Consider the following 24798-nt stretch of genomic DNA (forward strand, 5'->3'; position numbering starts at 1 on the left):
CCATCGCTCCGTCCGGATCCGCGGCTCCGGGGCGGCGGCGTGGCTTGCCGGGAGCCGGTCGGCGAGCGTGTGACGGGGCGGCCGCAGCGCGGCTACGACGGACGCACCACGGGGCGGCCGCAGCCCGGCTACGACGGACGCACCACGGGGCGGCCGCAGACGGGGGCGCGACGGCGGCCGCCGGGGCCGCCCGCGTGTGCGAACGCGCGCCGCGGATCGAACACACTTATGACGGTCGTCCGGCTCCGACACTGTATGAGCGAGACCGATGCGGAGGCCGAGGTGACGGTCGTCCTGCCGGACGGATCAGAGCTGACCGTTCCGGCGGGGTCGACAGTCGAGGACGTCGCCTTCGAGATCGGCCCCGGGCTCGGTCGCGACACCGTCGCGGGGAAGATCGACGGCGAGCTCGTCGAGAAGTACGCCGCGGTCCACGACGGCGCGCGGATCGAGATCGTCACCGACCAGTCCGACGAGTACCTCACGGTGTTGCGCCACTCCGCGGCCCACGTGTTCGCGCAGGCGCTTCAGCGGCTCCGCCCCGAGGCGACGCTGACGATCGGCCCCGCGACCGACGAGGGGTTCTACTACGACGTGACCGACGTCGACCTCGACGAGGACGATCTGGCCGCCATCGAGGACGAGATGGACGAGATCATCGCGGCCGACTACGACATCGAGCGCGAGGTCCGGTCGCGCGAGGCGGCGAAGGAGACCTACGCCGACAACGAGTACAAACGGCAGATCTTAGACGAGGAGGCCGACGGCGAGGAGGTCACGTTCTACGTCCAGGACGGCTGGGAGGACCTCTGTCAGGGCCCGCACGTGGAGTCGACCGGCGAGGTCGGCGCGGCGACGCTGCTCGAGGTATCGGCCGCCTACTGGCGCGGCGACGAGGAGAACGACTCGCTGACGCGGGTGTACGGGACCGCCTTCGCGAGCGAGTCCGACCTGGAGGAGTACCTCGAACTGCGCGAGCAGGCCCAGGAGCGCGACCACCGGAAGATCGGACAGGAGATGAACCTCTTCTCGATCCCGACGGTGACCGGGCCGGGGCTCCCGCTGTACCACCCGCCGGGCAAGACCGTGCTCCGGGAGCTCTCCGACTTCGCGAACGAGCTCAACCGCGACCACGGCTACGAGGAGGTCGAGACGCCCCACGTGTTCCGGACGGAGCTGTGGAAGCAGTCGGGCCACTACGAGAACTACAAGGACGACATGTTCCTCCTCGACGTGAACGACGAGGAGTACGGCCTGAAGCCGATGAACTGCCCGGGCCACGCGACCATCTTCGACCAGCAGTCGTGGTCGTACCGCGACCTCCCGCAGCGCTACTTCGAGAACGGGAAGGTGTACCGGAAAGAGCAGCGCGGCGAGCTGTCGGGACTGTCGCGCGTCTGGTCGTTCACCATCGACGACGGTCACCTGTTCGTCCGGCCGGACCAGATCCGTCAGGAGATCGAGTCGGTGATCGAGATGATCTTCGAGGTCGTCGAGACGCTCGATCTGGAGGTCGAGGTCGCGCTGGCGACCCGGCCCGACAAGTCGGTCGGCGGCGACGAGATCTGGGAGTCCGCCGAGGAGCAGCTCCGCGACGTGCTGGAGTCCGGCGGCTACGACTACGACGTCGAGCCCGGCGACGGTGCCTTCTACGGCCCGAAGATCGACTTCGGCTTCGAGGACGCGCTCGGTCGCGTCTGGGACGGGCCGACGGTCCAGCTCGACTTCAACATGCCCGAGCGGTTCGACCTCACCTACACGGGCGAGGACAACGAGGACCACCAGCCCGTGATGATCCACCGGGCGCTGTACGGCAGCTACGAGCGCTTCTTCATGGTCCTGATCGAGCACTTCGACGGGAACTTCCCGCTGTGGCTCGCGCCCGAGCAGGTCCGGATCCTCCCCGTCTCCGACGAGACGCTCGGCTACGCGCACCGCGTGAAGAACGCCCTCGAAGACGAGGGGTTCCGCGTCGAGGTGGAGGACCGCGACTGGACGGTCGGCCGCAAGATCCGCGCGGGCCACGACGACCGGCTCCCCTACATGGTCATCGTCGGCGACGACGAGCAGGAGGCGGGGACCGTCTCCGTCCGCGACCGCTTCGAGAACCAGCGCGGCGACGTCGACCTCGACGACTTCGTCGACCACCTCGTCGAGGAGCGCGCGGAGAAGCGGACGGAGCCGGACTTCGTCGACGCCGAGTGACTCCGGCCTCCGGGCTCGTCGGGTGAAGGGTAGGATCGCTCCGCGGCGGGGCGATCACTCGTCGGCGAACTCGACGCCCTCGAACTCGAATCGCGCCCCGCCGTCCCGTCCGTCCGTCACCGACACCGTCCAATCGTGGGCGGCCGCGATCTCCGCGACGATGCTCAGCCCGAAGCCGGTGCCCTCGTCGCTCGTCGTGAACCCGGTCTCGAACACCTCCTCGCGCTGCGCCTCGGGGATCCCGGGGCCGTCGTCCGCCACGGCGAAGCCGACCGCGTCCGGGAGCGATTCGACCCGCACCGTCACGTCCGACCCGCCGTGGTCGATCGAGTTGCGGAACAGGTTTTCGAGGAGCTGTCGCAGCCGCGACTCGTCGGCGCGGATCCCGGTCCGGTCGAGTTCGATCGAGAGCTCGGCGTCGGCCGTCTCGGCGGTCGACCACGCGTTCCGAGCGGTCTCGGCGAGGTCGACGTCGACGAACTCCTCGACCTGAACGCCGTCCCGGGCCAGGGTGAGGAGGTCGTCGATCAGGGTCTTCATCCGCGTCAGCGACCGCTCGATCGGCGCGATCCGCTCGCTGTCGGACTCCGCGGCGAGCAGGTCGAGATGCCCCATCGCCGTGTTCAGCGGGTTCCGGAGGTCGTGGCTCACGACGCTCGCGAACTCGTCGAGCCGGTCTCGCTCGCGTTCGAGCCGCGCCGCCGCGCGCTGTCGCTCCAGTTCGTAGCTCACCCACCGCGTCAGCAGTTCGACGAACGTCCGCTGCGTGTCGGTGAACGGCTTGCCGCGGGGCGTCGTGGCGGCGAAACAGAGCGTGCCGTACCGCTCGCCGTCCACCTCGACTCTCCCGCCGATGTACGTCTCCAGTCCGAACGTCTCGTAGGCCGGGTCGCCGGCCCATCCCTCCTCGGACGCGTTGACGACGGTCAACAGGTCGTCTCGCTCGATCGTTCGCTTACAGTACGCCTCGTCGAGCGGACAGGACTTTCCGGGCTGTAGCAGGGGGTGTTCGGCGTGGGACACCTCGACGTGTTGGGTCCCGTCCTCGATCCGCGTGAGGAACCCGTTCGGCACGTCGAGGTACTCGCAGCCGAGCGTCAGTATCGCCTCGACCTTCTCTTCGAAGGAGCGCTCGTGGTCCGACGAGACCGCGTAGAGCCGCTGGATCGCGCGGAGGCTCTCCCGCTGTCGCCGCTCCAGTTCGCGCTGCTCGGTGACGTCGCGCAGGTACACGGAGAGGCCGCTCTCGGAGGGAAAGACGCGCGCCTCGAACCAGGTGTCCAGCGGCTCGTAGTACGAGTCGAACGAGACCGGCTCCTGCGTCTCCATGGCGCGGTGGTACTGGTCGTAGAACTCCGTCTCGGTGGAGCCGGGTATCGAGTCCCAGATGTTACGCCCCTCGACCGACTCCCCCGGACCGACAGCGCCGTCGCTCATCGCGGACCGCAGGATCCGGCGGCCCTGCTCGTTCGAGTAGGCGACCGTCCAGTCCGCGTCGAGGGCGAAGAACCCGTCCGCCATCCGGTCGAGGACGGCTTGGAGGTCCTGATCTGACGCCGATGCGCGCGGGTGGCCGGACATGCGTGCCAGTACGTGACGATCCGGTTTAGTTGGCCCGGATCGGCGTTTAGCCGGCTCGGACCGACGTTCGGTCGACCGGATCGGCGCTCGGGACTCCGGTGACGCGGGCGGTTCCGTCGGGTTTTTTGACGGCGGTCGCCGGAATTGGACGCATGTCAAATCGGCACGCCGAGCCCGACGCCGCGGAGCGACCCCCCGACGTCGGGGAGCTGACGCCGCCGGATCGCACACTGATGGGCCCCGGTCCGAGCGACGTACACCCGCGCGTCCTCAAGGCGATGAGCACCCCGCTCGTCGGCCACCTCGACCCCTCGTTCGTCGAGATCATGGACGAGGTTCAGGAGCTGTTGCGGTACACGTTCCGGACGGACAACCGGTGGACGATCCCCGTCTCGGGGACCGGTTCGGCGTCGATGGAGGCCGCGATCGGCAACCTCGTCGAGCCGGGCGACACGATGTTGGTCCCGACGAACGGCTACTTCGGCGGGCGGATGAAGTCGATGGCCGAGCGCGCGGGCGGCGACGTGGTCGAGGTGGACGCGCCGTGGGGCGAACCGCTCGACCCGGTCGACGTGGAGCGCGCCTTCGACGAGCACCAGCCGGACGTGTTCGGCTTCGTCCACGCGGAGACCTCCACGGGCGTCCGCCAGCCGGACGTCCCCGAACTGACCGACATCGCGCACGCCCACGACGCGTTCGTGATCGCCGACTGCGTCACGTCGCTGGGCGGCGTCGAACTGCGCGTCGACGACTGGGGGGTCGACGTCGCCTACTCCGGGCCGCAGAAGTGCCTCTCGTGTCCGCCGGGCGCGAGTCCGCTCACGCTCAACGACCGCGCGATGAACAAGATCCTCGACCGCGACGAGCGGCCCCGGTCGTGGTACCTCGACCTCTCACTTTTGGAGGGGTACTGGGGCGACGACCGCTCGTACCACCACACCGCGCCGATCACGAACGTCTACGCGCTGCGCGAGGCGCTCCGCCTCGTCGCCGAGGAGGGGATCGAGGAGCGCTGGGCGCGCCACCGCGAGGTCGCCGGCGAGCTGAGGGCCGGCCTCCAAGAGCTGGGCCTCGAAATGAACGCGGCCGACGAGTACTGGCTCCCGAGCCTGAACGCTGTCCGCGTCCCCGACGGGATCGACGACGGGGCCGTCATCGAGCACCTCCTCGCGGAGTACGACTTAGAGATCGCGTCCGGACTGGGCGATCTGGAAGGCGATATCTGGCGGATCGGCTGTATGGGCCACTCCGCCCGCCCCAAGAACGTCGAGTACGTCCTCGCTGCGCTGGAGGACGCGCTGGCGGCTCAGGGATACGAGGCGTAGCCGCTGTCGACGACCGCGCGGAGATCACTTCTCGACGACGGCAGCCCCCCGGTTCCGGCCGACGAGGTACGACCCGTACAGCAGCACGCCGACCCCGACGAGGAACCCGCCACCCGCCTCGCCGAAGAGTTCGAGTATCGCGAGTCCGATGATCGATGTCTGTACCCCGAGGAGTCCGTCGTCGGAGGGCATGGTCGGACGTGTGTGCTGTGCGACGTAAATCGATCGCTCACCACGCCGTCAGCGCCGCGCGACCGTGGTCGTGGACGAGGATCGCGAGGAACGCGAGCACGCCGGTGACCGCGAACGCGCCGCCGACGTAGAAGACCGACGCCATGCTCACCTCGACCATCAGCCAGCCGGCGATCAGGGGACCGGCGACGGAGCCGGGTCGCCAGACCAGTTCGCGGATGCCGAAACTGGAGGCGACGCCGCCGTCGTCGGTCCCCTCGTCGGCGAACAGCGCCATGCTCGCCGGCTCGCGGAAGGAGTCGGCGACGCCGAGCAGCCCGGAGAAGGCGACGAGCGGGAGGTACGCCGGCGGCAGGTCGCCGAGGAACGGAAGCGTGACCCCGGCTCCGATCGCGGTCCCGATCGCCTCCGAGAGGGGGATCCCCATCGCGACCAGTCCGTACGCGCCCCCGCCGGCGAAGACGAACAGCGACCGCCCGTAGGCGTCGGAGAGCCGCCCGGTGAACAGCTGTCCGACCATGTTCGTCGCCTTCTCGGCGGTGACGGTGACGCCGATGGCGATCCCGGTGATACCGAGTCCGCCCGTGGCCATCTCCGTGCTGGCGTAGATCGGGACCCACGTCCGCACCATCGTCACGGCGAAGGCGTACTGGGCGCGGAAGCTGGTCATCGTGAGGATCCGTCGGTTCACGGCGAGATCGGAGAACGGGAACCCCTCGATCCGGGTGTCGTCGTCGTCGAGGAACAGCCACGTGACGACCCACGCGGCGACCATCAGCAGCGCGATGAGCGTGAAGATGGGATCGAAGCCGACCGCGTCGTATATGCCTCCGGCCGACAGCGACCCGAGGATCGAGGCCGCGAAGGAGGCGGCGTTCGCCTTCCCGATCTTGTCGGCGCGCGTCCCCACGTCGGCGATCTGGCCGACCAGCGACAGCGTCATCAGCCCCGCGCCGGTGACCACCAAGCCCTGTAGCGCGCGGACGAGGATGAACGAGCCGGAGGAGTCGACGAGCGGGAACAGCGCGTACACCCCGGCCCCGACCGCGAGGACGCCCAGCAGGACGGTCCGCTTGTCGAACCGGTCGCCGGCCCACGCCAGCGGGACCACGGCGACGGTCTGCGCGAGGGTGAACCCCGTGGTGTACATCCCGATGACGAACCCGGCCGAGACCGTGACGCCGAGCACGGTCGTCGCCTGCGGGTCGAGCGTGTTGATGTACGTCCCGAGCAGCGTGATCAGCGTGATGAAGCCGAACCCCTCGGCGAAGCGCGTGAGGTAGAGGGCCCAGAACTGCGTGCGGCGGTCGGCGTTGCTCACACGCGGATGCGGTCGGACGATTCAAAAGGGGTTACGGTTCGAGCGGCGACCCATGCCGCCCGAGTCCATTTCGGTCCGCCCGATCCAGACCGATCCGTGGGAGACGACGCCTGTGACCGGGAGTTCCGTCCGGCGTGCGACCCCGCGGTCGCGCGCACCGACGAGGAGTGCCCCGAGTGCGGCGCGCCGATAGAGCCCGGAGCGACGCAGCGGAAGCGGTGACGGCCCGGCCCCGGGGCGCTCGTCGGGCAGCGAGTCCGCGGCTCACTCCGTGAGCGGGAGCACGACCCCGAACACGAACGGCGCGAGCAGCATCACGAGGACGCCGAACAGCTCGGCGTCGACGAACAGCGCCTGCTCCCACTCGGGGATCGGTCCGCCCGTCGATCGGAGGTAGAGGTCGCCGAGCAGTCCGAACGCGAAAAGCACCGCCCCGACCGCGAACGTCCGTTTCGTCGCGCGCGAGTAGTCGATGTCGCCGTAGCGTCCCGTCATACCGGACGGCTTGGTCGTCGCGGACACAAATACCTCTCGGACGTGACAAGCGGGTCGGACGGGCGACCGCTCGGCGGTCGGCGGACTCTCTCTCGATTCCCGCCCTGCCGGAACCCCTCCGTTTTCAGGCGTGAGCCGCGACCGTCAGAACGTGACCGCGAACGCGACGTTCGACTTCGACCTGCTGGCGCGCCTGACCGACGCTCCCGGCCCCGTCGGCCACGAGGACCGCGTGCGCGACATCGTGCGCGACGAACTCCCTGCCGTCGACGCCGTGCGGACGGACGCGATGGGGAACGTCGTCGCGACCGTCGATGGGAGCGCGGACCCCGACTACGAGGTGCTCGTCGCCGCGCACATGGACGAGATCGGGCTGATCGTGAGCGGCGTCGACGACGACGGCTTCCTGTCCGTGGAGCCGCTCGGGGGCTGGAACCCGGACGCGCTCCGCGGACACCCGGTCACCGTCCACGCCCGCGAGGGCGACTACGACGGGGTGGTGGGAATCAACGCCGCGCACACGGCCGCCGAGGAGGCCCCCGAGGACTGGACGCTCGACGATGCCCACGTGTTCACCGGGCTCGACCCCGAGGAGGCCACCGAGGCGTTCGGCGTCGGCGACGTCGTGACCTTCGACAGCGACCTCCGCGAGCTGGGCGAGTGCGTCTCCGGCTCCGCGCTGGACGACCGGGCGGGCGTCTACGTGCTCTTGGAGGCCGCGCGGCTCGCCGACCCGGACGTGACCGTCCACTACGCCGCGACGGTACAGGAGGAGGTCGGACTGCGGGGGGCAGCCGCCCTCGGCGTCGACGTCGATCCGGACCTCGTCGTCGCGCTCGACGGGACGCTCGAACAGTCGTACCCGGGCGTCGACCCGTCGAACGCGATCTCGACGCTCGGGGACGGCGTCGGGATCAAGCGGAAGGACGCGAGCGTCATCGCGACGCCCGCGGTCGTGGACCGCCTCGAATCGGTCGCGGAAAACCGCGACGTTCCGTTCCAGCGCGAGGTGTCGTGGAACATCGGAACCGACACCGCGGTGCTCCAGAACGCCGGCGGCGCGCGACCCGTCGGCGCGCTCTCGATCCCGGTCCGGTACCATCACTCCGCCGTCGAGACGGCCGACGCGCGCGACATCGAGGCCGCCGTCGACCTGCTCACGGCGTTCCTCGACAGCGAGGAGGGAACGGACTACGGGCCGGAGTGACGGGGAAGTCGGTCGAAACGTTCGCGGGCGCGACTACGGAGTGAACCCGAGTCGTGAGACGCGAGCCGGGTACAATTGTGAACTACGAGAAGGTGGTCGCTCGCTTCGCTCGGGCTGCGACTTCTCTACTTCAAATCGCTTCCGTCCGGTTCCCTCACCGCATCGCTGTCGCTCTGCGGTTCAGTGTACGGGCCGGGCGCGATTTGAACACGCGACCGACGGATTAAGAGTCCGTCGCTCTCCCTAACTGAGCTACCGGCCCTCACGAGTTCGTATCGGTGTCACGGTAAAAGGCCTTTTCATTCGACACCGGCGGGGCGAATCGCGGGGACGCGTCCCGACGAGGGCGGTGATCGAGTCCGTCGAGCGCTGGGGGAACGGTTATCAACACCCGGGGAGTATATCTGCCGTATGTCAGACAACCGAATCAGCGATCGGATCGACCGGCGGACGCTCCTCCGCGGGGCGGCGGCGGCGGGAATCGTCGGCGTCGCGGGCTGCTCAGGCAACGGCGGGGACGGCGGCGACGGCGGGGACGGCGGCGACACGGACGTCATCCGCTGGCACGCCGGCGGCACGGGCGGGACGTACTTCCCGCTGTCCGGCGAGTTCGAGGGGATAATCGAGGACACCACCGACTTCCCCGTTGAGGTCTCCTCGACGGGCGCGTCCGTCGAGAACGTCGGCAGCCTCGGCAACGGCGACGCCGACTTCGCGCTGATCCAGAACGACATCGCCTACTTCGCCCGAAACGGCGAGGGGCTCGACGCCTTCGAGGGCGAGCCGGTCGAGAACCTCCGCGGCGTCGCGACGCTGTACCCGGAGACCATTCACGTCCTGATCAACCCCGACGCGGACGTCAGTTCGCTCTCGGACCTCGAGGGGATGCGCGTCAACACCGGCGACCTCGGCAGCGGGACGCAGGTGAACGCGCTCCAGATCCTCGAGTCGGCCGCGGGGCTCACCCCCGACGACTTCGACGAGCAGAACACCGACTTCACGCAGGCGTCCAACCAGCTCCGCGACGGCGACGTGGACGCGGCGTTCGTCGTCGGCGGCTGGCCCGTCGGCGCGGTCGAGGAGCTGGCGACGACCACCGACGTCCGGATCCTCAACCTGTCCGACGAGGAGCGGCAGGCCGCCCGCGACGACGCCTCGTGGTTCGCGGACGACACGATCCCCGGCGGCACCTACGACGGGATCGACGAGGACGTCGACACCGTCTCCGTCCAGGCGATGATCGCGACTCGGTCGGAGTTCTCCGCCGACACCGTCGAGGCGGTCACGGAGGCCATCTTCGAGAACCTCGACCAGCTGTCGATCAAGACGGACTTCATCAGCGCCGACTCGGCGCAGGACGGCATGTCGGTCGATCTACACGAGGGCGCGGCGCGCTACTTCGAGTAGCGTGAGGTTCGGATCGCGGGTCCCGGTCGAGGGGAGGACGGTCGCGGTCGCGGCCGTCGCGGTCGGCTCCGTCCTCGCCGTCCTCGCGATCGCGACCGGCGTCGGCCTCGGCGGGGCGGTGGACGCCGTCGCCGGGGAGCCGACGCTCGTCGTGACCGACGAGAACGGCACGGAGCTGCTGGCCGAACCCGTCGGCGAGGAGACGGAGATCGCGATCGAGTACACGCACAGCGTCGAGAAGACGCCGGTGTCCGACGTGTACGTCGCCGACGACGGGGCGCTCGTCATGACGCGAATGGAGTTCAGCTCGTTCGGAGCCGGGCTCCCGTCGCAGGCCGACGTGACGGAGCGGGACGGTCGGTACGTGTTCGATCCCCCGGCCACCAGGTACGAGACGCTTCACCTGAAGACGGGATCGGTCGCCGACCACGACCTCGTCGTCGGCGACGAGCGGTACGACGTCGCGGCGATGAGCGGCTACGGCGCGGTCGAGCTGACGGTCGAACGGCGGTAACGCCCGTCCGCGGCGCGCGAGGGTTTCAGACGAATACGGCGCGCGAGGGGTTTCGCCGACTGCGTGCGGACTGCTGTCATCCGACACGCCGGGGTTCGGACGGCGGCCGCGATCCGAACATCCTTGGTTCGGGGCGGACCTGCGACAACCCGGAGGACACCACAACCGTGACCACGAACACATCGAACTCGATCGAACCGGACCCCGAGGGGAGCGAGGCGGCAGACGACGTCTTCGAAGAGATCGACGACCGCCGGTCGCTGACCGGGGCCTCGCTCGTCGCGGTCGCGGTCGTGGGGATCCTCTTCTCGGCGTTCCAACTGTGGCTCGGCGCGCGCGGATTCGTGTTCGAGTTCGCGATCCCCGGCTTCGGAACGGTACAGATCGCGTCGCTCGCGTCGCTTCAGATCCGGGCGATCCACGTCAACTTCGCGCTCGTGATGGCGTTCCTCCTGTTCCCCGGATCGACGGGAACCGGGGCGATCACCCGCCGGATCGAGTCGCTTCCCGCGGTGGCCCGGAACCGGTTCGGCGACTCGCCGGTCACGCGGGCCGCGGAGGCGGTCCGCAGCGCGGTCTGGTGGGCCTTCGTCGACGAGGAGTCGACGCGGATCACGCCCTCCGATATCGCGCTGATCCTCCTCTCGACGTTCCCCAGCGCGTACTACTTCACGCAGTACGACGAGATTACCGACGTCATCCGGGTGCGCGGACTCGGCGGTGCCGGGACGCTCGGCGAGGTCGTCCCGTCGCTCGCGGCCCTCGAACTTGGCTTCCTCGCCGACTACAGCCTCGCGTACCTGATGGGCGTGCTCGCAATCCTGCTGGTGTTGGAGGCGACGCGCCGGGCGCTCGGGCTCCTCTTGACGCTGCTCGTGAGCCTCTTCCTACTGTACGCCAAGTACGGCTACCTCCTGCCGCGCGACCTGCCGGTGGCGCAGACGTTCGCCACCTCGCAGCTCCGCTGGAACCAGATCGTCCAGAACCTCTGGTACACCGTCGAGGGGATCCTCGGCGTACCGGTCGGTGTCTCCGTCCGGTTCATCTACATCTTCATCCTCTTCGGGGCGTTCTTGGAGATGTCCGGGGCCGGCAAGTGGTTCATCGACCTGGCGTACTCGATCACGGGCACCCGGAAGGGCGGCCCGGCGAAGGCGAGCGTCGTCGCCTCCGGGTTCATGGGAATGCTCTCCGGGTCGTCGGTCGCGAACACCGTGACGACGGGCGCGCTGACGATCCCGCTGATGAAACGCTCCGGCTACTCGCCGGAGTTCTCGGGTGCCGTCGAGTCGTCGGTCTCCTCCGGCGGCCAGATCCTGCCGCCGGTGATGGGCGCGGCCGCGTTCCTCATCGTCGAGTACACCGGGACGCCGTTCCGCGACGTGGTGATCGCGGCGACCCTGCCGGCCGTCGCCTTCTTCTTCGGGATGTGGGTGATGGTCCACTTCGAGGCGGCCAAACGCGGGATCGGCGGGCTGACCCGGTCCGAACTGCTCGATCTGGGGCCGCACATGCGGCGCGGCTGGTTCTACCTCGTTCCGCTCGGACTCCTCCTGTACTACCTCGTGATCGCCCGGCTCTCCGTGGGCCGCGCCGGGTGGCTCACGATCGTCGCGACCGTCGCGCTCATCGCGATGGTCGCCGCCTACAACGAGCGGACCGGTCCCGCCCTCGTCGGGGGGATCCTCGCCGGCTACGCGCTGTTCGCCGTCTCGCTGTTCTACGCGGGTGGCACGCCGATAGACCTGCTGTACGGGGCCGAGACCGCCGAGTACGGCCTGACCGGCGCGCTCCGCGCGGCGGCACCGTCGCTCCCGACCGTGGTCGCGGCGATCAGCTTCGCGTTCCTGCTCGCGGACCCGCGCGGGGACGCGCCGCTGCTTGACCTTGACGACGACGTGACCGAGGCGGGGGCCTGGTTCGACGAGCGCGTCGGCGTCGACGTCGCGGGGTCGCGGGCGGGCCAGTTCGGCTCGTTCATCCTGAAGTCGATGGACTCCGGCGCGAAGACGGCGACCATCGTGGTCGTCGCGGTCGCCGCCGCGGGCGTCATCCCCGGCGTGATCGGCATCACCGGCCTCGGCGGGAGCCTCCGCGCGCTCATCATCAGCGTGAGCGGCGGGTCGCTCGTGCTCCTGTTGATCCTCGCGGGCCTCGCGGCCGTGATCGTCGGGATGGGGATGCCGACGACCGTGATGTACATCATCATCGTCGTGCTGCTCGGGCCCGTCCTGCCGGAGTTCGGGATCGCGATCCTAGCCGTCCACCTGTTCGTCCTCTACCTCGGGCTGATGGCCGACGTGACGCCGCCCGTGATGGTCGCCGCGTACGCCGCGGCGGGGATCGCGAAGTCCGACCCCTTCGAGACCGGTAAGCAGGCGTTCCTGCTGTCGCTGAACAAGATCCTCGTGCCGTTCGCGTTCGTGTTCTCGCCGGGGATCCTCCTGCTTCGCACGACCGACGGGCAGGGCTCGATACTGACCGGGGCCGACGTCGCGGACCTCGGCTTCTTCCTGCCCGAGGTCGTCGCGCCGATACTCGCGGTGTTCGCCGGGGTGTACGCGCTCGGCGTCGCGATCATCGGGTTCTACCACGCCGACGTGCGGTACGGGGCGCGGCTCTCGCTCGTCGCCGCCGCGGTGCTTTTGTCCGTCCCCGGCATGGTGCTGCTCCCGGCCAGCGCCGCGCTCGGACTCCTCGGCGTCGACGCGGGGCTCTACTCGGTCACGAACGAACTCGTCGCCCGCGGCGTGGGGGCGGCGATCCTCGTGGTCGGACTGATTCGGAACCGGCGGCGCGCAGGCGGGGAGTCGGGCGACCGGCCGGTCGCGGGCGACTCGCCCGACGCCGCGTCGCAGTAACCCCTCTCGGTTCCCCTCGCCCCGGCTCACGGAGAGCGCACTCGTTAAGTGTCGTGCCGCGGAAATCACTCCAATGAGTAGTGGGGCATCCGGATCCGCGCGGACCCGGTACGCCATCCTCGGCTGTGGGAGCGTCGGTCACGCCGTCGCGGAGGAACTGACCGAGCGCGGGAAGGACGTCCTCATTCTCGACCGCGACGAGAGCCGGGTCGAAGCGCTCCGCGATCAGGACCTCAACGCGCGCGTCCAGGACATCGCCGACGCCGACGTGGTCGACGAGATCGGCGACCGCGACATCGTGTTGATCTTGGCGAGCGACGTGGAGGCGAACAAGGCGGCCGTCTCGGCGGTCCGCGAGACCGGCGGCGACCACTACGTCGTCGTCCGCGCCTCCGACCCCGTCAGCGAGGACGAACTCCGCGAGCGCGGCGCGGACGTCGTCATCAACCCCTCGACCGTGATCGCCGACAGCGCGCTCCAGTCGCTGGAGACGGGGGAGCTGGAGTACATGGCCCGCCAGCTCGCGGAGATAATCGAGACCGGCGGCGACCGGATGGCGATCCTCACGCACGACAACCCCGAACCCGACTCGATCGCCTCCGCCACCGCGCTCCAGGCGATCGCCGAGGCGTTCGGCGTCGAGGCCGACATCGTCTACTCCGGCGACGTCGGCCATCAGGAGAACCGGGCGTTCGTCAACCTGCTCGGGATCGACCTGCTTGCGCGCTCGGAGGCCCCGGACCTGTCCGAGTACGGGACGGTCGCGGCCGTCGACCTCGCGAAGTCGGCCGACGAGGGCTTCGACTTCGACGTCGAGATCGACATCTACCTCGACCACCTGGAGGCGGAGGTGCCGTTCGACGCCCGGTTCGTCGACGTGCGGACCAACGTCTCCTCGACGTCGACGATCCTCACGAAGTACCTCCAGGAGTTCGACCAGTCGCCCTCGGAGGCGGTCGCGACCGCGCTGCTGTACGGGATCCGCGCCGAGACGCTCGACTTCAAGCGGGACACGACGCCCGCGGACCTGACCGCGGCCGCGTACCTCCACCCGTTCGCGAACCACGACACGCTCGAACAGGTGGAGTCGCCGTCGATGAGCCCGGAGACGCTGGACGTGCTCGCCGAGGCGATCCAGAACCGCGAGGTCCAGGGGAGCCACCTCTTCTCGACGGCGGGGTTCATCCGCGACCGCGAGGCGCTCGCGCAGGCCGCCCAACACCTCCTCAACTTGGAGGGGATCACGACCACCGCGGTGCTGGGGATCGCCGACGAGAAGATCTTCCTCGCCGCCCGCTCGAAGGACATCCGGCTGAACATCGGCAACGTCCTGGACGAGGCGTTCTCCGAGATGGGCGACGCCGCCGGTCACTCGACGCAGGGGTCGCTCGAAATCCCGCTCGGCATCTTCACCGGCATCGAGGCGAGCGGCGAGAACCGCGACACGCTCCTCCACCTCACGGAGGAGGCGGTCCGCCGGAAGCTGTTCGACGCGCTGGGCGTCGAGGGCGGGAGCGGCGACGGGTCGAACGGCTCCTGACCCCGCCCGCGGCTGCGCCGCGTCCGGCGGGGGCGTTTTCAGGCTCGCCACCGTAGATTCGACCGTCACGTCGTATGTACGTCCCCGACGACCCGCCGGCGACCTGTCCCGCCTGCGGCGACCCGTACGACTCCGTCTCGCGACACGCGGACGGGTTCGTCGCGAACCTCCTGGACAACGAGCGCTACCAGCGGGTGTGTTTCACGGCCGTGAGCGACGCGGGCGACCCCGCCCTGGACTGTTACCACCACACCCATGAGCAGGCGGGCACCGACTGAGAGGGCCGTGACGGTCCGCGGAGACGGCCCGCGGTCCGCGGGGGGACGCCCCACAGTCCGCGGAGTCGCGCCGCGTTCAGAAGCCGTCGCCCTCGGTGATCGAGGTGTGCGAGCCGATCAGCGCGCCCGAGAGGTCGACGCCCTCCAGCGTCGCGCCCGTGTCTATCACGGAGTTCCGGATCTCCGAGTCGCTGATCGTCGCGTCCTCGAAGACGACGGTGCGGTCGAGCGTCGAGTCGGTCACCGTCGCGCCCGACATGACGTGGACCACGTCGCCGAGGTCGCTGCCCTCGACGGTCGCGTCGTCGGCGACGAGCGTCCCGCCGTCTAAGGCGTACTCGACCGCGTCGAGGTAGCTCTCCGCGGTGCCGATGTCGAACCACGCGCCGTCGAAGGTGTAGGCGTGGACGGCCCCGCGCCGCTGGAGCCACTGGAGGAACCAGCCCGGCTCGTCCGGGTTGTTGTCGTTTTCGAGGTACGTCGTGAGCTTCGGGAGCGTCTCGGCCGGGAAGGCGTAGCAGGCGATGGAGACGAGCGTCGACTGCGGGTCGGCGGGCTTCTCCTGGAAGTCGATCACCTCGTCGCCGTCCAGTTGGACGAGGCCGTACGACTTCGCGCGCTCGCGGTCGCCCACGTCGTAGGCGGCCAGCGTCGGCGTCCCCTTGTCCTCGAAGAAGTCGGCGAAGTCGCCGAGATCGAAGCTGATCATGTTGTCGCCGGCGACGACGACCAGGTCGTCGTCGACCCCCTCGCGCTCGACGAGCTGTTCGAGCGCGCCCACGACGCCGAACTTCTCGTCCTCCTCGACGGTCTCCTCGACCGAGAGCGTCGGCTTCTCGAAGGGACTCTCGTCGAGGTAGTCGGCGAACGTGTCGGCGAAGCGCTCGTTCGTCGAGACGAACACCTCGTCGACGCGGTCGTCGGCCTCCAAGTCCTCGAATATCTCGTCGATGACGGTGTTTTCCCCGACGGGGAGGAACATCTTCGGCCGGTGTTCGGTGATCGGCCAGAGTCTGGTCGCGTAGCCGCCCGCGAGTACGACTGCCTTCATACGCTTTCCGTCTCCCCCCGGTGACATACCTCTTGTGCCGCGCCGCCTCCCGTCTCGGTCGACGCGCGGTCCGGGTCGACGGGTCCCGATTCCGGCGGCCGGACCGTGGCGACCCCGGACGGTTTTAGCCGCCGCGCCGCGAACGCCCGACTATGGAGACGACCCGCCAGCGGATCGCCGACGCGCTCCGCGAGGGGCCGCGGACCGCGAGCGACCTCGCGGCGACGCTGTCGCTCCCGAGGCCGACGATATACGAGCACCTCGAACACGTCTCGCGGTCGGTCGCCGACGCCGGAGGGGCCGACGCGGACGGCGACGGCGACGAGGAGTTCCTCGTCGCGCCGCCGACCTGTCGCGAGTGCGGGTTCGACGGCTTCGACGACCCCGTCAACGAGCCGTCGCGGTGTCCCGAGTGTAGGTGCGAGCGGATCGAGGAGCCGGCGTTCGTAATCCGCTAACGCGGGTCGAGGCCGGTCCGTCGCTTACAGTTCGTCTAGCAGCGTCGCGGCCGCGTCGGCAGACGAGCCGGGGCCGCGAGCCGTGATCAGGTCGCCGTCGACCGTGACGCTCGTGTCGGCGTCGAGTTCGGCGTCGAAGTCGGCCCCGGCGAGGACGACCTCGTCTTCGACCCAGTACGGGAGCTTCCGGCCGTCGGGGAGGACCTCGTGGTCGTCGACGATGTCCTCCTCCCACTCGTTCGGGAAGCCGGTGATAGAGCGGCCCTCGACGAGGGGCGTCCCGTCGGCCTCGCGGGTGAACGCGAGGATGCCGACCGCGTGACAGACGACGAGCGCGACGCTCTCCTCGCCCGCGACCGCGTCGAGCAGTAGCTGACGGGCGTGTCGGTCCTGGTTCACGTCCCAGACGGTGCCGTGGCCGCCGGGGAAGACGACGGCGTCGTGGCCCTCGGCGTCGACCGTCGCGATCGATTCCGGATCGTTGAGTCCCGGATGGCTCTCGTCGACCTCGCGGAGCTCCGCGACCCGGTCCTCACCGCCCGCGGCCTCCGGGTCGAGCGAGCGCTCGTCGACGACCGGCGGCGACCCGGACGGCGTCGCGACGGTCACGTCGACGCCCTCGTTCTCCAGCGTCGTCAGCGGCTCGATACACTCCTCGGCCCAGTAGCCTTCCTCGCTCACGACGAACAGCGCGCTTGTCATGTGTGCCCCGCAGTTCGCGACCCGGTCGGAAAAGACGCCCGTGGCCGGCAGCGACGCGGGGGGACGTGTGGTTTATAAGTGGAGCTGCGGTGCGGTGGCGTCGCCGGCGGCAGCGCCGGCGGCTGTAAGAGGCGCGTCGCGCCTCTCTGCGCGCCTCCGAGCGCCCGACAGGGCGCGAGGAGCGTCGCGCGAGGGAGTCGACCGGTCGGAGCGAAGCGGAGACCGGTCGACGAGGCTGGGGAGGCCTGAGGTGCTGTGCGGCTGCGGGGCGGGACTCGAAGGGCCAGTCGCGAAGCGGTCAGACGCTCGCTGTGCTCCTCGTCACTCGCTTCGCTCGTTCCCGCGGTGCTTACGTCGCCTCTGACCGCTTCGCGACTGGCCCTTCGGCGGCCTCGGTCACAATATCAATTTCATCGCAGCGAGCGACCGAGACTTCAGTACTCACCGAAAAGCTACACTCCGACTCGGCAGTATCGACTTACTCGTCGCCCTGCGCGTCGACGATCACGACCTCGCCGTCCTCGACGGTGACGTTGATCAGCGTCTTCACGTTGTAGTCGGTGTCGTCGAGCTCGTTGGGTCCGGCCTTCTTGATCACGGCGACGACGTCGACGACCTCCGCGCCGACCTCGTCGGTGAGCGCGTCGAGGATGGCCTTCATCGTGCCGCCCGTCGAGAGCACGTCGTCTAAGACGAGCACGCGGTCGCCCTCCTCCACGTCGTTGATGTACATCTCCGACTCGGAGTAGCCCGTCTCCTGGAACAGCGGGACCTCGCCGTCGAGGCCGTACTGGCGCTTGCGGATGACGACCAGCGGGATGTCGGTCATCAGGGAGAGCGCGGTGGAGATGTGGATCCCCATCGCGGCGGGCGTGACGATCTTGTCGACGTTCTCCAGCTCCGCCTTCCGGATGATCCGGATGACGATCTCCCGGAGCAGCTCCGGTTCGAGCATGGGAACGCCGTCGCTGATCGGGTGGACGAAGTACTGGTACTCGCCTTTCTCGATGATCGGCGCGTCGAGGAGCGACTGCCGCAACTGGTCCATGTCGCGGGTACTCGGGCGGATTAATAAAGCGTGGCGGTTGCCGGATCGCGGTGTGAGGCGATCGCACGGAGCACAGTACTCGAACGGTCAATATAACTCGGCGATCGACACGGACGCCCCCGAAGCCCCGGGCGCTCGGCCGTACGTAACTGGATACAACCCGGTGACCGACACAGACGCCTCTAAAGCCCCGGACGCTCGGCTGTACGCTGCTGTGAGTGCTTATAAACTATTGACCGACGCGACCACCACCGAAGCCCCGGGCGCGAGGCAGACGCACGCTCGCTGCGGTCCTCACTCAGTCGCTGTCGCTCCTTCGTTACGGTCCTTGCGTCGCCTGCGTCTGCCCCGCGCCCGCCCCTTCGAGTCCCGCCCCGCACAGCCTCACACCTCCCCAGCCTCGCGGTTCGCGCTCTCCGAGCGCTCACCGCGTCCCTCGCGCGTGCTGGCTCGCGGCCTGTCGGCCGCTCGCAGGCACGCGCCACCGCGCAAGAAACGAGTTACAGTCTTACTCGAACTCCGGCTCGCGCTTCTCCAAGAACGCCTCCATCCCCTCGCGCTGGTCGTGCGTGCCGAACAGGCCGGCCCACGACCGTCGTTCGAGGGCGAGTCCGGTTGCCGCCGACCCCTCGCCGGCCGCGTTCAGCGCCTCCTTCGCGGCCCGGAGCGCGGTCGCCGGCTTCGCGGCCAGCTCGCCCGCCAGCTCGTCGAGCCGGTCGTCGAACGCGTCGTCGGCGACGACCTCGCCGACGAAGCCGACCTCGGCCGCCTCCGCGGCGTCGATCCGCTCGCCGAGGAAGATCAGCCGACGGGCGACCTCGTCGCCGACGAGCGCGGGGAGCCGCTGCGTGCCGCCCCAGCCGGGGATGATGCCCAGATCGATTTCGGTCTGTCCGAGCACCGCGCTCTCGGCCGCGACCCGGAGGTCGCAGGCGAGCGCGAGTTCGCAGCCGCCGCCGAAGGCGTACCCGTCGATCGCGGCGACCGTCGGCGCGGGGAACGTCTCGATCGCGTCCGCGACGCGGTGGCCGAGCTCGGCGTACGCCTGCGCCTCGGGCGTCGAGAGGTCGACCATGTGGGAGATGTCCGCGCCCGCGACGAACGCGTCGTCGCCCGCGCCGGCGATCACGAGGACCCGCGCGTCGCGGTCGGCTGCCTCGTCGACCGCGTCCTCGATCGCTTCGAGCGTCTCGACGGTGAGCGCGTTGAGCTGTTCGGGTCGGTCGACGGTGATCGTCGCGACGCCGCGGTCGTCGACGTCGAACGTGATTGGCTCGCTGCTCATACGCGCCCCGTCGGAGGGCAGGATGAAAACGGTTCGGCAGGCGGATCCGGCGTTGGGCAGGCGGATCCGATCCCGTCGTCGCCCGTCCCGGCCACGCTCAGACCTCTTCGCGGCTGTCGATCCCGGTGTAGATGAACCACGCCGTCGTGTACACGCCGACGAACAGCAGGTAGCCGACGACGAGACCGCCGAGCTGTCGGCTGGCGAGGCCGCCGGGAAGCGTCCGCGAGAGGATTCCGAGCGCGATGACGAAGACGAGCAGCGAGAACAGGCCGGAGAGGGCGTACACGCCGAGGTCCGAGGTGAGACGATCGCGCACGCCTCCAGCAACGGTGTCCCGTTACATACTCCCATCGGTTGCGGGCCGAGCGGGGCCGAGCGAACGCGACGCCCCCGGCCCCGTCGGCGCGCGAACGGGCAGATCGCTTAACTCTCCGAGAATCCTGTCGGATGACATGGGACACACTCGACGCGAACTCCTCGTGGCGGGCGGGATCGCGGGGGCCGCCGCCGCGTCCGGCTGCCTCGGGCGGGCCGGCGGGACGAACGGTGAGGGCGGGACCGACGCGTCGACTCCGGCGGCCGACACGCCCGTCGACGACCCGGCGAACGCGGGCTACGCGGAGGTGTACGACGCGGTCGCGCCGTCCGTCGCGCGGGTCCAGACCTACGTCGAGAGCCGCGAGACGGTCTTCGGTCCCGCGGAGGGCGGGGAGGCCGGACAGGGATCCGGCTTCCGCTACGACGACCGCCACCTCGTCACGAACGACCACGTCATCGGCGACCCGGACACGGTCAGGGTACAGGGCGCGGACGACGGCTGGCTGGACGCGAGCGTCGTCGGACGCGACCCGTACAGCGACCTCGCGGTCCTCGAACTCGACGGCGACCTCCCCGGCGACCCCCTCCCGGTGGCGACGGACCTCCCCGAGATCGGCACGGAGGTGCTCGTCGTCGGCGCGCCCCTGGGACTGGAGGGGTCGGCGACGCAGGGGATCGTCAGCGGCCGGAACCGGACGATCCCCGCCTCGTCGACCGCGCGGGGGCGCTTCTCGATCGCGGACGCGATCCAGACGGACGCCGCCCTGAACCCCGGCAACAGCGGCGGCCCGATCGTCACCCTCGACGGGACCGTCGTCGGCGTCGCAACCGCGACCCGGGGCGAGAATCTCGGATTCGGCGTCTCGGCGCGGCTGGTGAACGAGGTCGTGCCGGAACTTATCGCCTCAGGGAGCTACGAGCACTCCTACCTCGGCGTGGGCGTCCGGGAGGTCGACCCCCTGCTGGCGGCGGGAAACGACCTCCCCGAGGCGCGCGGCGTGTACGTCACGGAGGTCGTCGACGGCGGCCCCGCCGACGGCGTCCTCCGCGGTGCGAGCGGCGAGACTACCGTCGAGGGCGCGACCGTCCCGACCGGCGGCGACACCATCGTTTCGCTCGACGACACCGAGGTGGCCGAGAACGCCGACCTCTCGCAGTACCTCGCCTTGGAGACCCGGCCGGGAGACACGGTCTCGGTCGGGATCGTCCGCGACGGGAGCGAGGAGACGGTGGACGTGACGCTCGGCGAGCGGCCGGAGCCGTGACCGGCGGGTGACGCCGGCGGTCGGAGCGGTGTGCGGGATCGGGACCGGGTCCGCGGCCGGCGCGGTTGCGCGGATTGCAACCCATATATGCCCCCGGCCACACGTATCGGTATGAACGGGAACCGGTTCGGCCGACTCTTCCAGCTGACGACCTACGGCGAGAGCCACGGCGACGCGATGGGCGTCACCGTCTCCGGCGTGCCCGCCGGCGTCGAGCTCGACGAGGAGGCCATTCAGGCGCAGCTCGACCGGCGCAAGCCGGGCCAGTCGATGATCACCACCTCCCGGGGCGAGCCAGACGAGGTCGTCGTCAACTCCGGCGTCCAGGACGGCTACACCACCGGCACGCCGATCGGCATGGTGATTCAGAACAAGGACGCGCGCTCGGGGAAGTACGAGCCGTACGTCACCGCGCCGCGCCCCTCGCACGGCGACTACACCTACTCCGCGAAGTTCGGCACGCGCAACTGGGGCGGCGGCGGGCGCTCCTCGGCGCGCGAGACGGTGAACTGGGTCGCGGCGGGCGCGGTCGCCGAGCAGGTCCTCGACGCCTCCGACCACGACGTCGAGATCAAAGCGCACGTCAACCGCATCGGCGACGTGGAGGCCGACGACGTGCCGTTCGAGCAGATCCTCGAACGCTCGGAGGAGAACGACGTGCGCTGCGCCGACCCCGAGGCCGCCGCCGAGATGCAGGAGCTGATCGAGGAGTACCAAGAGCGGGGCGACTCCATCGGCGGCTCCATCTACTTCGAGTGCCGCGGCGTCCCGCGCGGACTCGGTTCCCCGCGGTTCGACAGCTTCCCCGCCCGGCTCGGGCAGGCGATGTTCTCGATTCCGGCGACGACCGGCGTCGAGTACGGGCTGGGGAAAGACGCGACCGACGTCGCCGGCAGCGAGCGCAACGAGGACTGGACGTTCGACGACGGCGAGTCGTTCGACCACGTCGAGAGCGACGAGGGCGATCCCGTCCCCGTCGGCAACGACCACGGCGGGCTTCAGGGCGGCATCACCACCGGCGAGCCGATCTACGGCGAGGCGACGTGGCACGCGCCGACCTCGATCCCGAAGAAGCAGCGCTCGGCCGACTGGGAGACGGGCGAGGAGAAGGAGGTTCAGGTCGTCGGCCGCCACGACCCGGTCCTCCCGCCGCGAGCGGTCCCCGTCGTCGAGGCGATGCTGTACTGTACGGTCCTCGATTTCATGCTCCTGGCCGGCCGAATCAACCCCGACCGGGTCGACGGGAACCCGGGGCGGTACGACACCGACTACCACCCGAGCAGCCCGGACAACGAGTAGGCGTTCCGACGTCTCTCCGTCGGAAATCGGCTCTCACACCGTTACGACGGCGTCGACGACGACGAGCAGCACGAACCCGACGAGGAACGCCGCGGTCGCGGCGTCGGCGTGGCTGTGGCCGTGCGAAGAGGGGATCAGTTCGCGGAACACGACCGCGAGCATCGCCCCCGCCGCGAAGCCGGAAGCGACGGGGAACAGCCCGGTCGAGAGGCCGACGAGCCAGAACCCGAAGGCGGACGCGACGACCTGCGGGACGAACCCGGAGAGCGCGGTGTACCAGAGCACGCGGGCGCTCGACATCCCCGTCTCGGCCATCGGCACCGCGAACGCGAACCCGTCGGGGACGTTCTGGAGTCCGATCACGATCGCGAGCACCAGCGCGACCTCGTCCAGCCCGGACGCGAACGCGACGCCGATCGCCAGCCCCTCGGGCGCGTTGTGGAGGGTGATCGCCCCGCCGATCAGCAGCGCCTTCCGGAGCGTCGACTCGCGCTCGGCGTCCGCGGTTTCGCTCTCGGTCGCCTCGCCGTCGGCGGCGGTCCCCTCCGCGCCCTCGGTCGTCTCCGCCGCGCTCGCCGCCGCGCCGTCGGTCGCGTCCGCGACCGGATCGGCAGCGGGGAATTCCATCGCCACAGCGTCCGCACCGGTGGCACCCCCTTCGGGGATCCACTCCCGGTACTGCGCGTGGAGGTGCGGAATGAGGTAGTTGCCGCCGAGCAGGGCGAACCCGCCGACGAACAGTCCGCTCATCACCGCCGTCAGGGACCCCGACTCCAGTCCGGGTATCACGAGGCCGAACACGCTGGCGGCGATCATCAGCCCGGCGGCGAGTCCGAGCGCGGCGTCGTAGGTGCGGTGCGTCACTCGCGCCCGGAAGAAGACGGGGACCGCACCGAGGGCGGTGACGAGGCCGGCGGCGCTCGTCACGGCCAGCATCGTCGTGAACGTCGTCATGGGATCCGCATCCCCGCACGGGGGGATAAAAGGGCCGACCCGGGTCGGTCACGCCGCGACGATCCGCCGGAGGTCGGCACCGTACGCGACGAGTCCGACCGCGAGCGTCGCGAGCGCGCCGACGGGGAGGACCGCCAGCCAGCCGGCGGTCGCGCCGACGCCGAAGCGCACGCCCAGCCCCGCTCCGACCCACAGGGTCGCGGCCGCCGCGAGCGCCAGCAGCCCGCCCGTCACCCGCCGGTCCTCGCGCCCGAACGCGACCCCGACCGTGGCGCTGGCGGCCGCGATCAGGTGGAATCCGACCGCGAGCGGCCACGCTCGGATCGACGGCGGCAGCGTCGCGAACGGCCGCGGCTGGTCGAGGAAGTACGCCCACACCGGATATCCGGTGACTCCGGACGCCCCGTCCCCGCCGAGCGTCACGAACCCCCAGAGGCTCACCAGCGTCGCGTCGCCCTCGCCGGGGACGACGGCCATCGGGACCGCGAGCAGTCCGACGACGAGGAGCCACTCGACGCGACTGCTGGTCGATCCGGAACGGGAATCGGAGGACGACGACTCCGCGCTCGATCCCCCGACGGGGTCCGGTCTCTCCATACGAGCGGTTCGAGGCCCGGAAGTAAGTATGGTCGGGGCCCGGAGCCGAACGCGTCGATCCCCCGACCGCCGTCAGGCGTAACCCGCCGCCGCCCGTACCGCGCGTGTGAACACCGACGACGGCGGTCACTACGACGCGGCGGTCGACGCGCTGGCGGACCGGGAGTACGAGCGCGCGGGGAACCGCTACACCCGCGGCGGGCGGCGCGTCCTCGCCGACCCGCGACCGGAGGTCGGTCCCTTCGAACCCGACGAGAAGGGATGGGTCGGACAGGGGCTCCAGCAGCTGCTCGCGGCCGCGGTCGCGTACCGCGTCGCGGGCGCGGACGGCCGAGCGACCCAGCGCGCGGTCGAGGGAATCGCCGCGAGCCGCGACTTCGAGACGGTCCTAGAGCGACCGGGGCAGGCGGCCTGCCTCGCGGAGTTCGTCGCCGACTTCCGGGTCGCGGGCGGCCTCGACGGGGCCGCGGCGGCGTACGACGCCGCGGCCGAGCGCTACGAGGCCGCGGGCGACGACGTCGACTCGCCGCAGGCGCTTGCGACGACGCCGCTGTTCGAGGCGGCGGCCGCGACGATAAAGCAGGTCGCCCGCGGGCAGGCGGACGGCGAGATCGCGATCAAGTGGGAGGACCTCCACGGGAGCGACCCCGACCGCCCGGACGCGTTCCTCGCGCACCGCGCTCGCTTCAAGAAACAGCGGTTCGCGGGACTGGTCGAGCGCGCGGTCGACGACGGTCACCTCGCCGCGCCCCGCGGGACGACGGAGTACAACAACGAGGGACACGAGTGCCCGAACTGCGGGTCGAACCACGTGAACTGGGCGGGCACCGGAATCCTCTGTCTGCGGTGTTCGACGCCGACCGAGAGCATTTAACGCCCGGAGTCGAACCCG

The 24798-nt window shown here is 70.0% G+C and carries 24 protein-coding genes and 1 tRNA gene; 13 read left to right on the plus strand and 12 right to left on the minus strand.

Annotation, left to right across the window (positions count from 1 at the left end; genetic code table 11):
• The first annotated feature begins 228 nt into the window (after positions 1 to 228).
• Positions 229 to 2205 carry a threonine--tRNA ligase gene (thrS, locus tag NAF06_RS14150; RefSeq protein ID WP_008586653.1) on the plus strand — a complete coding sequence of 659 codons (1977 nt, stop codon included), beginning with the start codon at positions 229 to 231 and terminating at the stop codon, positions 2203 to 2205.
• Between the two features lie 54 nt (positions 2206 to 2259).
• On the opposite strand, the gene NAF06_RS14155 is transcribed toward thrS, so the two are convergent.
• Positions 2260 to 3786, minus strand: coding sequence for a sensor histidine kinase (locus tag NAF06_RS14155; RefSeq protein ID WP_008586650.1), 1527 nt, complete (start codon positions 3784 to 3786; stop codon positions 2260 to 2262).
• 152 nt (positions 3787 to 3938) lie between these two features.
• Between NAF06_RS14155 and NAF06_RS14160 the strand changes: the two genes are divergently transcribed.
• Positions 3939 to 5111 carry a pyridoxal-phosphate-dependent aminotransferase family protein gene (locus NAF06_RS14160; protein WP_008586648.1) on the plus strand — a complete coding sequence of 391 codons (1173 nt, stop codon included), beginning with the start codon at positions 3939 to 3941 and terminating at the stop codon, positions 5109 to 5111.
• A gap of 24 nt (positions 5112 to 5135) precedes the next feature.
• On the opposite strand, the gene NAF06_RS14165 is transcribed toward NAF06_RS14160, so the two are convergent.
• Positions 5136 to 5303 carry a hypothetical protein gene (locus NAF06_RS14165; protein WP_160162882.1) on the minus strand — a complete coding sequence of 56 codons (168 nt, stop codon included), beginning with the start codon at positions 5301 to 5303 and terminating at the stop codon, positions 5136 to 5138.
• 37 nt (positions 5304 to 5340) lie between these two features.
• Positions 5341 to 6624: an MFS transporter gene (locus tag NAF06_RS14170; RefSeq protein ID WP_008586645.1), complete on the minus strand. Its 1284-nt coding sequence runs from the start codon at positions 6622 to 6624 to the stop codon at positions 5341 to 5343.
• Positions 6625 to 6720: 96 nt separating this feature from the next.
• On the opposite strand from NAF06_RS14170, the gene NAF06_RS15500 reads away from it, so the two are divergent.
• Positions 6721 to 6846 (plus strand): hypothetical protein, encoded by a 126-nt coding sequence (locus NAF06_RS15500; protein WP_256470643.1) that lies wholly within the window; start codon positions 6721 to 6723, stop codon positions 6844 to 6846.
• A gap of 42 nt (positions 6847 to 6888) precedes the next feature.
• Here NAF06_RS15500 and NAF06_RS14175 read toward each other — a convergent pair whose 3' ends face one another.
• The gene (locus NAF06_RS14175; protein ID WP_008586644.1) at positions 6889 to 7119 is read right to left on the minus strand and encodes a DUF7860 family protein; all 231 of its coding nucleotides are present in this window, start codon (positions 7117 to 7119) and stop codon (positions 6889 to 6891) included.
• 151 nt (positions 7120 to 7270) lie between these two features.
• Between NAF06_RS14175 and NAF06_RS14180 the strand changes: the two genes are divergently transcribed.
• A complete protein-coding gene (locus NAF06_RS14180) occupies positions 7271 to 8326 on the plus strand; it encodes a M42 family metallopeptidase (RefSeq protein ID WP_049908870.1) in 1056 nt (351 codons plus the stop codon).
• 188 nt (positions 8327 to 8514) lie between these two features.
• Here the strand turns inward: NAF06_RS14180 and NAF06_RS14185 are convergent.
• Positions 8515 to 8588: transfer RNA gene (locus tag NAF06_RS14185), tRNA-Lys, on the minus strand.
• A gap of 149 nt (positions 8589 to 8737) precedes the next feature.
• Between NAF06_RS14185 and NAF06_RS14190 the strand changes: the two genes are divergently transcribed.
• From NAF06_RS14190 to NAF06_RS14210, 5 genes are all read left to right on the plus strand, one after another.
• Positions 8738 to 9733, plus strand: a complete 996-nt coding sequence (locus tag NAF06_RS14190) for a TAXI family TRAP transporter solute-binding subunit (RefSeq protein ID WP_008586640.1) — start codon at positions 8738 to 8740, stop codon at positions 9731 to 9733.
• A 1-nt stretch (position 9734) separates the two neighbouring features.
• On the plus strand, positions 9735 to 10247 hold the full coding sequence (locus NAF06_RS14195) for a DUF1850 domain-containing protein (RefSeq protein ID WP_008586638.1): 513 nt from the start codon (positions 9735 to 9737) through the stop codon (positions 10245 to 10247).
• Positions 10248 to 10414: 167 nt separating this feature from the next.
• On the plus strand, positions 10415 to 13108 hold the full coding sequence (locus tag NAF06_RS14200; RefSeq protein WP_008586635.1) for a TRAP transporter permease: 2694 nt from the start codon (positions 10415 to 10417) through the stop codon (positions 13106 to 13108).
• A 73-nt stretch (positions 13109 to 13181) separates the two neighbouring features.
• Positions 13182 to 14648 carry a DHH family phosphoesterase gene (locus NAF06_RS14205; protein WP_008586633.1) on the plus strand — a complete coding sequence of 489 codons (1467 nt, stop codon included), beginning with the start codon at positions 13182 to 13184 and terminating at the stop codon, positions 14646 to 14648.
• 74 nt (positions 14649 to 14722) lie between these two features.
• On the plus strand, positions 14723 to 14926 hold the full coding sequence (locus NAF06_RS14210) for a DUF8145 family protein (protein ID WP_008586631.1): 204 nt from the start codon (positions 14723 to 14725) through the stop codon (positions 14924 to 14926).
• A gap of 76 nt (positions 14927 to 15002) precedes the next feature.
• Here the strand turns inward: NAF06_RS14210 and NAF06_RS14215 are convergent, their stop codons facing one another.
• Complete coding sequence (locus NAF06_RS14215) at positions 15003 to 15977, minus strand: nucleotidyltransferase family protein (RefSeq protein WP_008586629.1); 975 nt, start codon at positions 15975 to 15977, stop codon at positions 15003 to 15005.
• Positions 15978 to 16129: 152 nt separating this feature from the next.
• On the opposite strand from NAF06_RS14215, the gene NAF06_RS14220 reads away from it, so the two are divergent.
• Complete coding sequence (locus tag NAF06_RS14220; protein ID WP_008586627.1) at positions 16130 to 16435, plus strand: transcriptional regulator; 306 nt, start codon at positions 16130 to 16132, stop codon at positions 16433 to 16435.
• 24 nt (positions 16436 to 16459) lie between these two features.
• Here the strand turns inward: NAF06_RS14220 and NAF06_RS14225 are convergent, their stop codons facing one another.
• The 4 genes from NAF06_RS14225 to NAF06_RS14240 all read right to left on the minus strand — a co-directional run bounded on the left by NAF06_RS14225 (position 16460) and on the right by NAF06_RS14240 (position 19789).
• Complete coding sequence (locus NAF06_RS14225; protein ID WP_008586625.1) at positions 16460 to 17137, minus strand: DJ-1/PfpI family protein; 678 nt, start codon at positions 17135 to 17137, stop codon at positions 16460 to 16462.
• Between the two features lie 478 nt (positions 17138 to 17615).
• On the minus strand, positions 17616 to 18185 hold the full coding sequence (hpt, locus tag NAF06_RS14230; RefSeq protein ID WP_006628363.1) for a hypoxanthine/guanine phosphoribosyltransferase: 570 nt from the start codon (positions 18183 to 18185) through the stop codon (positions 17616 to 17618).
• A gap of 508 nt (positions 18186 to 18693) precedes the next feature.
• Positions 18694 to 19470 (minus strand): enoyl-CoA hydratase/isomerase family protein, encoded by a 777-nt coding sequence (locus NAF06_RS14235; protein WP_008586623.1) that lies wholly within the window; start codon positions 19468 to 19470, stop codon positions 18694 to 18696.
• Positions 19471 to 19567: 97 nt separating this feature from the next.
• On the minus strand, positions 19568 to 19789 hold the full coding sequence (locus tag NAF06_RS14240) for a hypothetical protein (protein ID WP_006628365.1): 222 nt from the start codon (positions 19787 to 19789) through the stop codon (positions 19568 to 19570).
• A 136-nt stretch (positions 19790 to 19925) separates the two neighbouring features.
• Here NAF06_RS14240 and NAF06_RS14245 point away from each other — a divergent pair, with 136 nt between their 5' ends.
• Together NAF06_RS14245 and aroC are read left to right on the plus strand one after the other, a co-directional pair.
• Entirely contained in the window at positions 19926 to 21056 is a 1131-nt protein-coding gene (locus NAF06_RS14245; protein WP_008586620.1) for a S1C family serine protease, read from the plus strand.
• 111 nt (positions 21057 to 21167) lie between these two features.
• A complete protein-coding gene (gene aroC, locus NAF06_RS14250) occupies positions 21168 to 22355 on the plus strand; it encodes a chorismate synthase (protein WP_008586617.1) in 1188 nt (395 codons plus the stop codon).
• A gap of 33 nt (positions 22356 to 22388) precedes the next feature.
• Here aroC and NAF06_RS14255 read toward each other — a convergent pair whose 3' ends face one another.
• Positions 22389 to 23309, minus strand: a complete 921-nt coding sequence (locus NAF06_RS14255; RefSeq protein WP_008586615.1) for a ZIP family metal transporter — start codon at positions 23307 to 23309, stop codon at positions 22389 to 22391.
• A gap of 48 nt (positions 23310 to 23357) precedes the next feature.
• Positions 23358 to 23906, minus strand: coding sequence for a TIGR04206 family protein (locus NAF06_RS14260; RefSeq protein ID WP_008586613.1), 549 nt, complete (start codon positions 23904 to 23906; stop codon positions 23358 to 23360).
• Positions 23907 to 24012: 106 nt separating this feature from the next.
• Between NAF06_RS14260 and NAF06_RS14265 the strand changes: the two genes are divergently transcribed.
• Positions 24013 to 24780: a hypothetical protein gene (locus NAF06_RS14265; protein WP_008586612.1), complete on the plus strand. Its 768-nt coding sequence runs from the start codon at positions 24013 to 24015 to the stop codon at positions 24778 to 24780.
• Positions 24781 to 24798: the final 18 nt, after the last annotated feature.

The sequence above is a fragment of the Halorubrum hochsteinianum genome (genome assembly GCF_023702125.1).
GTDB lineage: Archaea > Halobacteriota > Halobacteria > Halobacteriales > Haloferacaceae > Halorubrum > Halorubrum hochsteinianum.

Coding starts and splice junctions, on each gene's coding strand:
- NAF06_RS14210 (WP_008586631.1), top strand. CDS start 14,723: ATGTACGTCCCCGACGACCCGCCGGCGACCTGTCCCGCCTGCGGCGAC.
- NAF06_RS14205 (WP_008586633.1), top strand. CDS start 13,182: ATGAGTAGTGGGGCATCCGGATCCGCGCGGACCCGGTACGCCATCCTC.
- thrS (WP_008586653.1), top strand. CDS start 229: ATGACGGTCGTCCGGCTCCGACACTGTATGAGCGAGACCGATGCGGAG.
- NAF06_RS14160 (WP_008586648.1), top strand. CDS start 3,939: ATGTCAAATCGGCACGCCGAGCCCGACGCCGCGGAGCGACCCCCCGAC.
- hpt (WP_006628363.1), bottom strand. CDS start 18,185: ATGGACCAGTTGCGGCAGTCGCTCCTCGACGCGCCGATCATCGAGAAA.
- NAF06_RS14225 (WP_008586625.1), bottom strand. CDS start 17,137: ATGACAAGCGCGCTGTTCGTCGTGAGCGAGGAAGGCTACTGGGCCGAG.
- NAF06_RS14235 (WP_008586623.1), bottom strand. CDS start 19,470: ATGAGCAGCGAGCCAATCACGTTCGACGTCGACGACCGCGGCGTCGCG.
- NAF06_RS14175 (WP_008586644.1), bottom strand. CDS start 7,119: ATGACGGGACGCTACGGCGACATCGACTACTCGCGCGCGACGAAACGG.
- NAF06_RS14165 (WP_160162882.1), bottom strand. CDS start 5,303: ATGCCCTCCGACGACGGACTCCTCGGGGTACAGACATCGATCATCGGA.
- NAF06_RS14190 (WP_008586640.1), top strand. CDS start 8,738: ATGTCAGACAACCGAATCAGCGATCGGATCGACCGGCGGACGCTCCTC.
- NAF06_RS14245 (WP_008586620.1), top strand. CDS start 19,926: ATGGGACACACTCGACGCGAACTCCTCGTGGCGGGCGGGATCGCGGGG.
- NAF06_RS14220 (WP_008586627.1), top strand. CDS start 16,130: ATGGAGACGACCCGCCAGCGGATCGCCGACGCGCTCCGCGAGGGGCCG.
- NAF06_RS14255 (WP_008586615.1), bottom strand. CDS start 23,309: ATGACGACGTTCACGACGATGCTGGCCGTGACGAGCGCCGCCGGCCTC.
- NAF06_RS14155 (WP_008586650.1), bottom strand. CDS start 3,786: ATGTCCGGCCACCCGCGCGCATCGGCGTCAGATCAGGACCTCCAAGCC.
- aroC (WP_008586617.1), top strand. CDS start 21,168: ATGAACGGGAACCGGTTCGGCCGACTCTTCCAGCTGACGACCTACGGC.
- NAF06_RS14260 (WP_008586613.1), bottom strand. CDS start 23,906: ATGGAGAGACCGGACCCCGTCGGGGGATCGAGCGCGGAGTCGTCGTCC.
- NAF06_RS14215 (WP_008586629.1), bottom strand. CDS start 15,977: ATGAAGGCAGTCGTACTCGCGGGCGGCTACGCGACCAGACTCTGGCCG.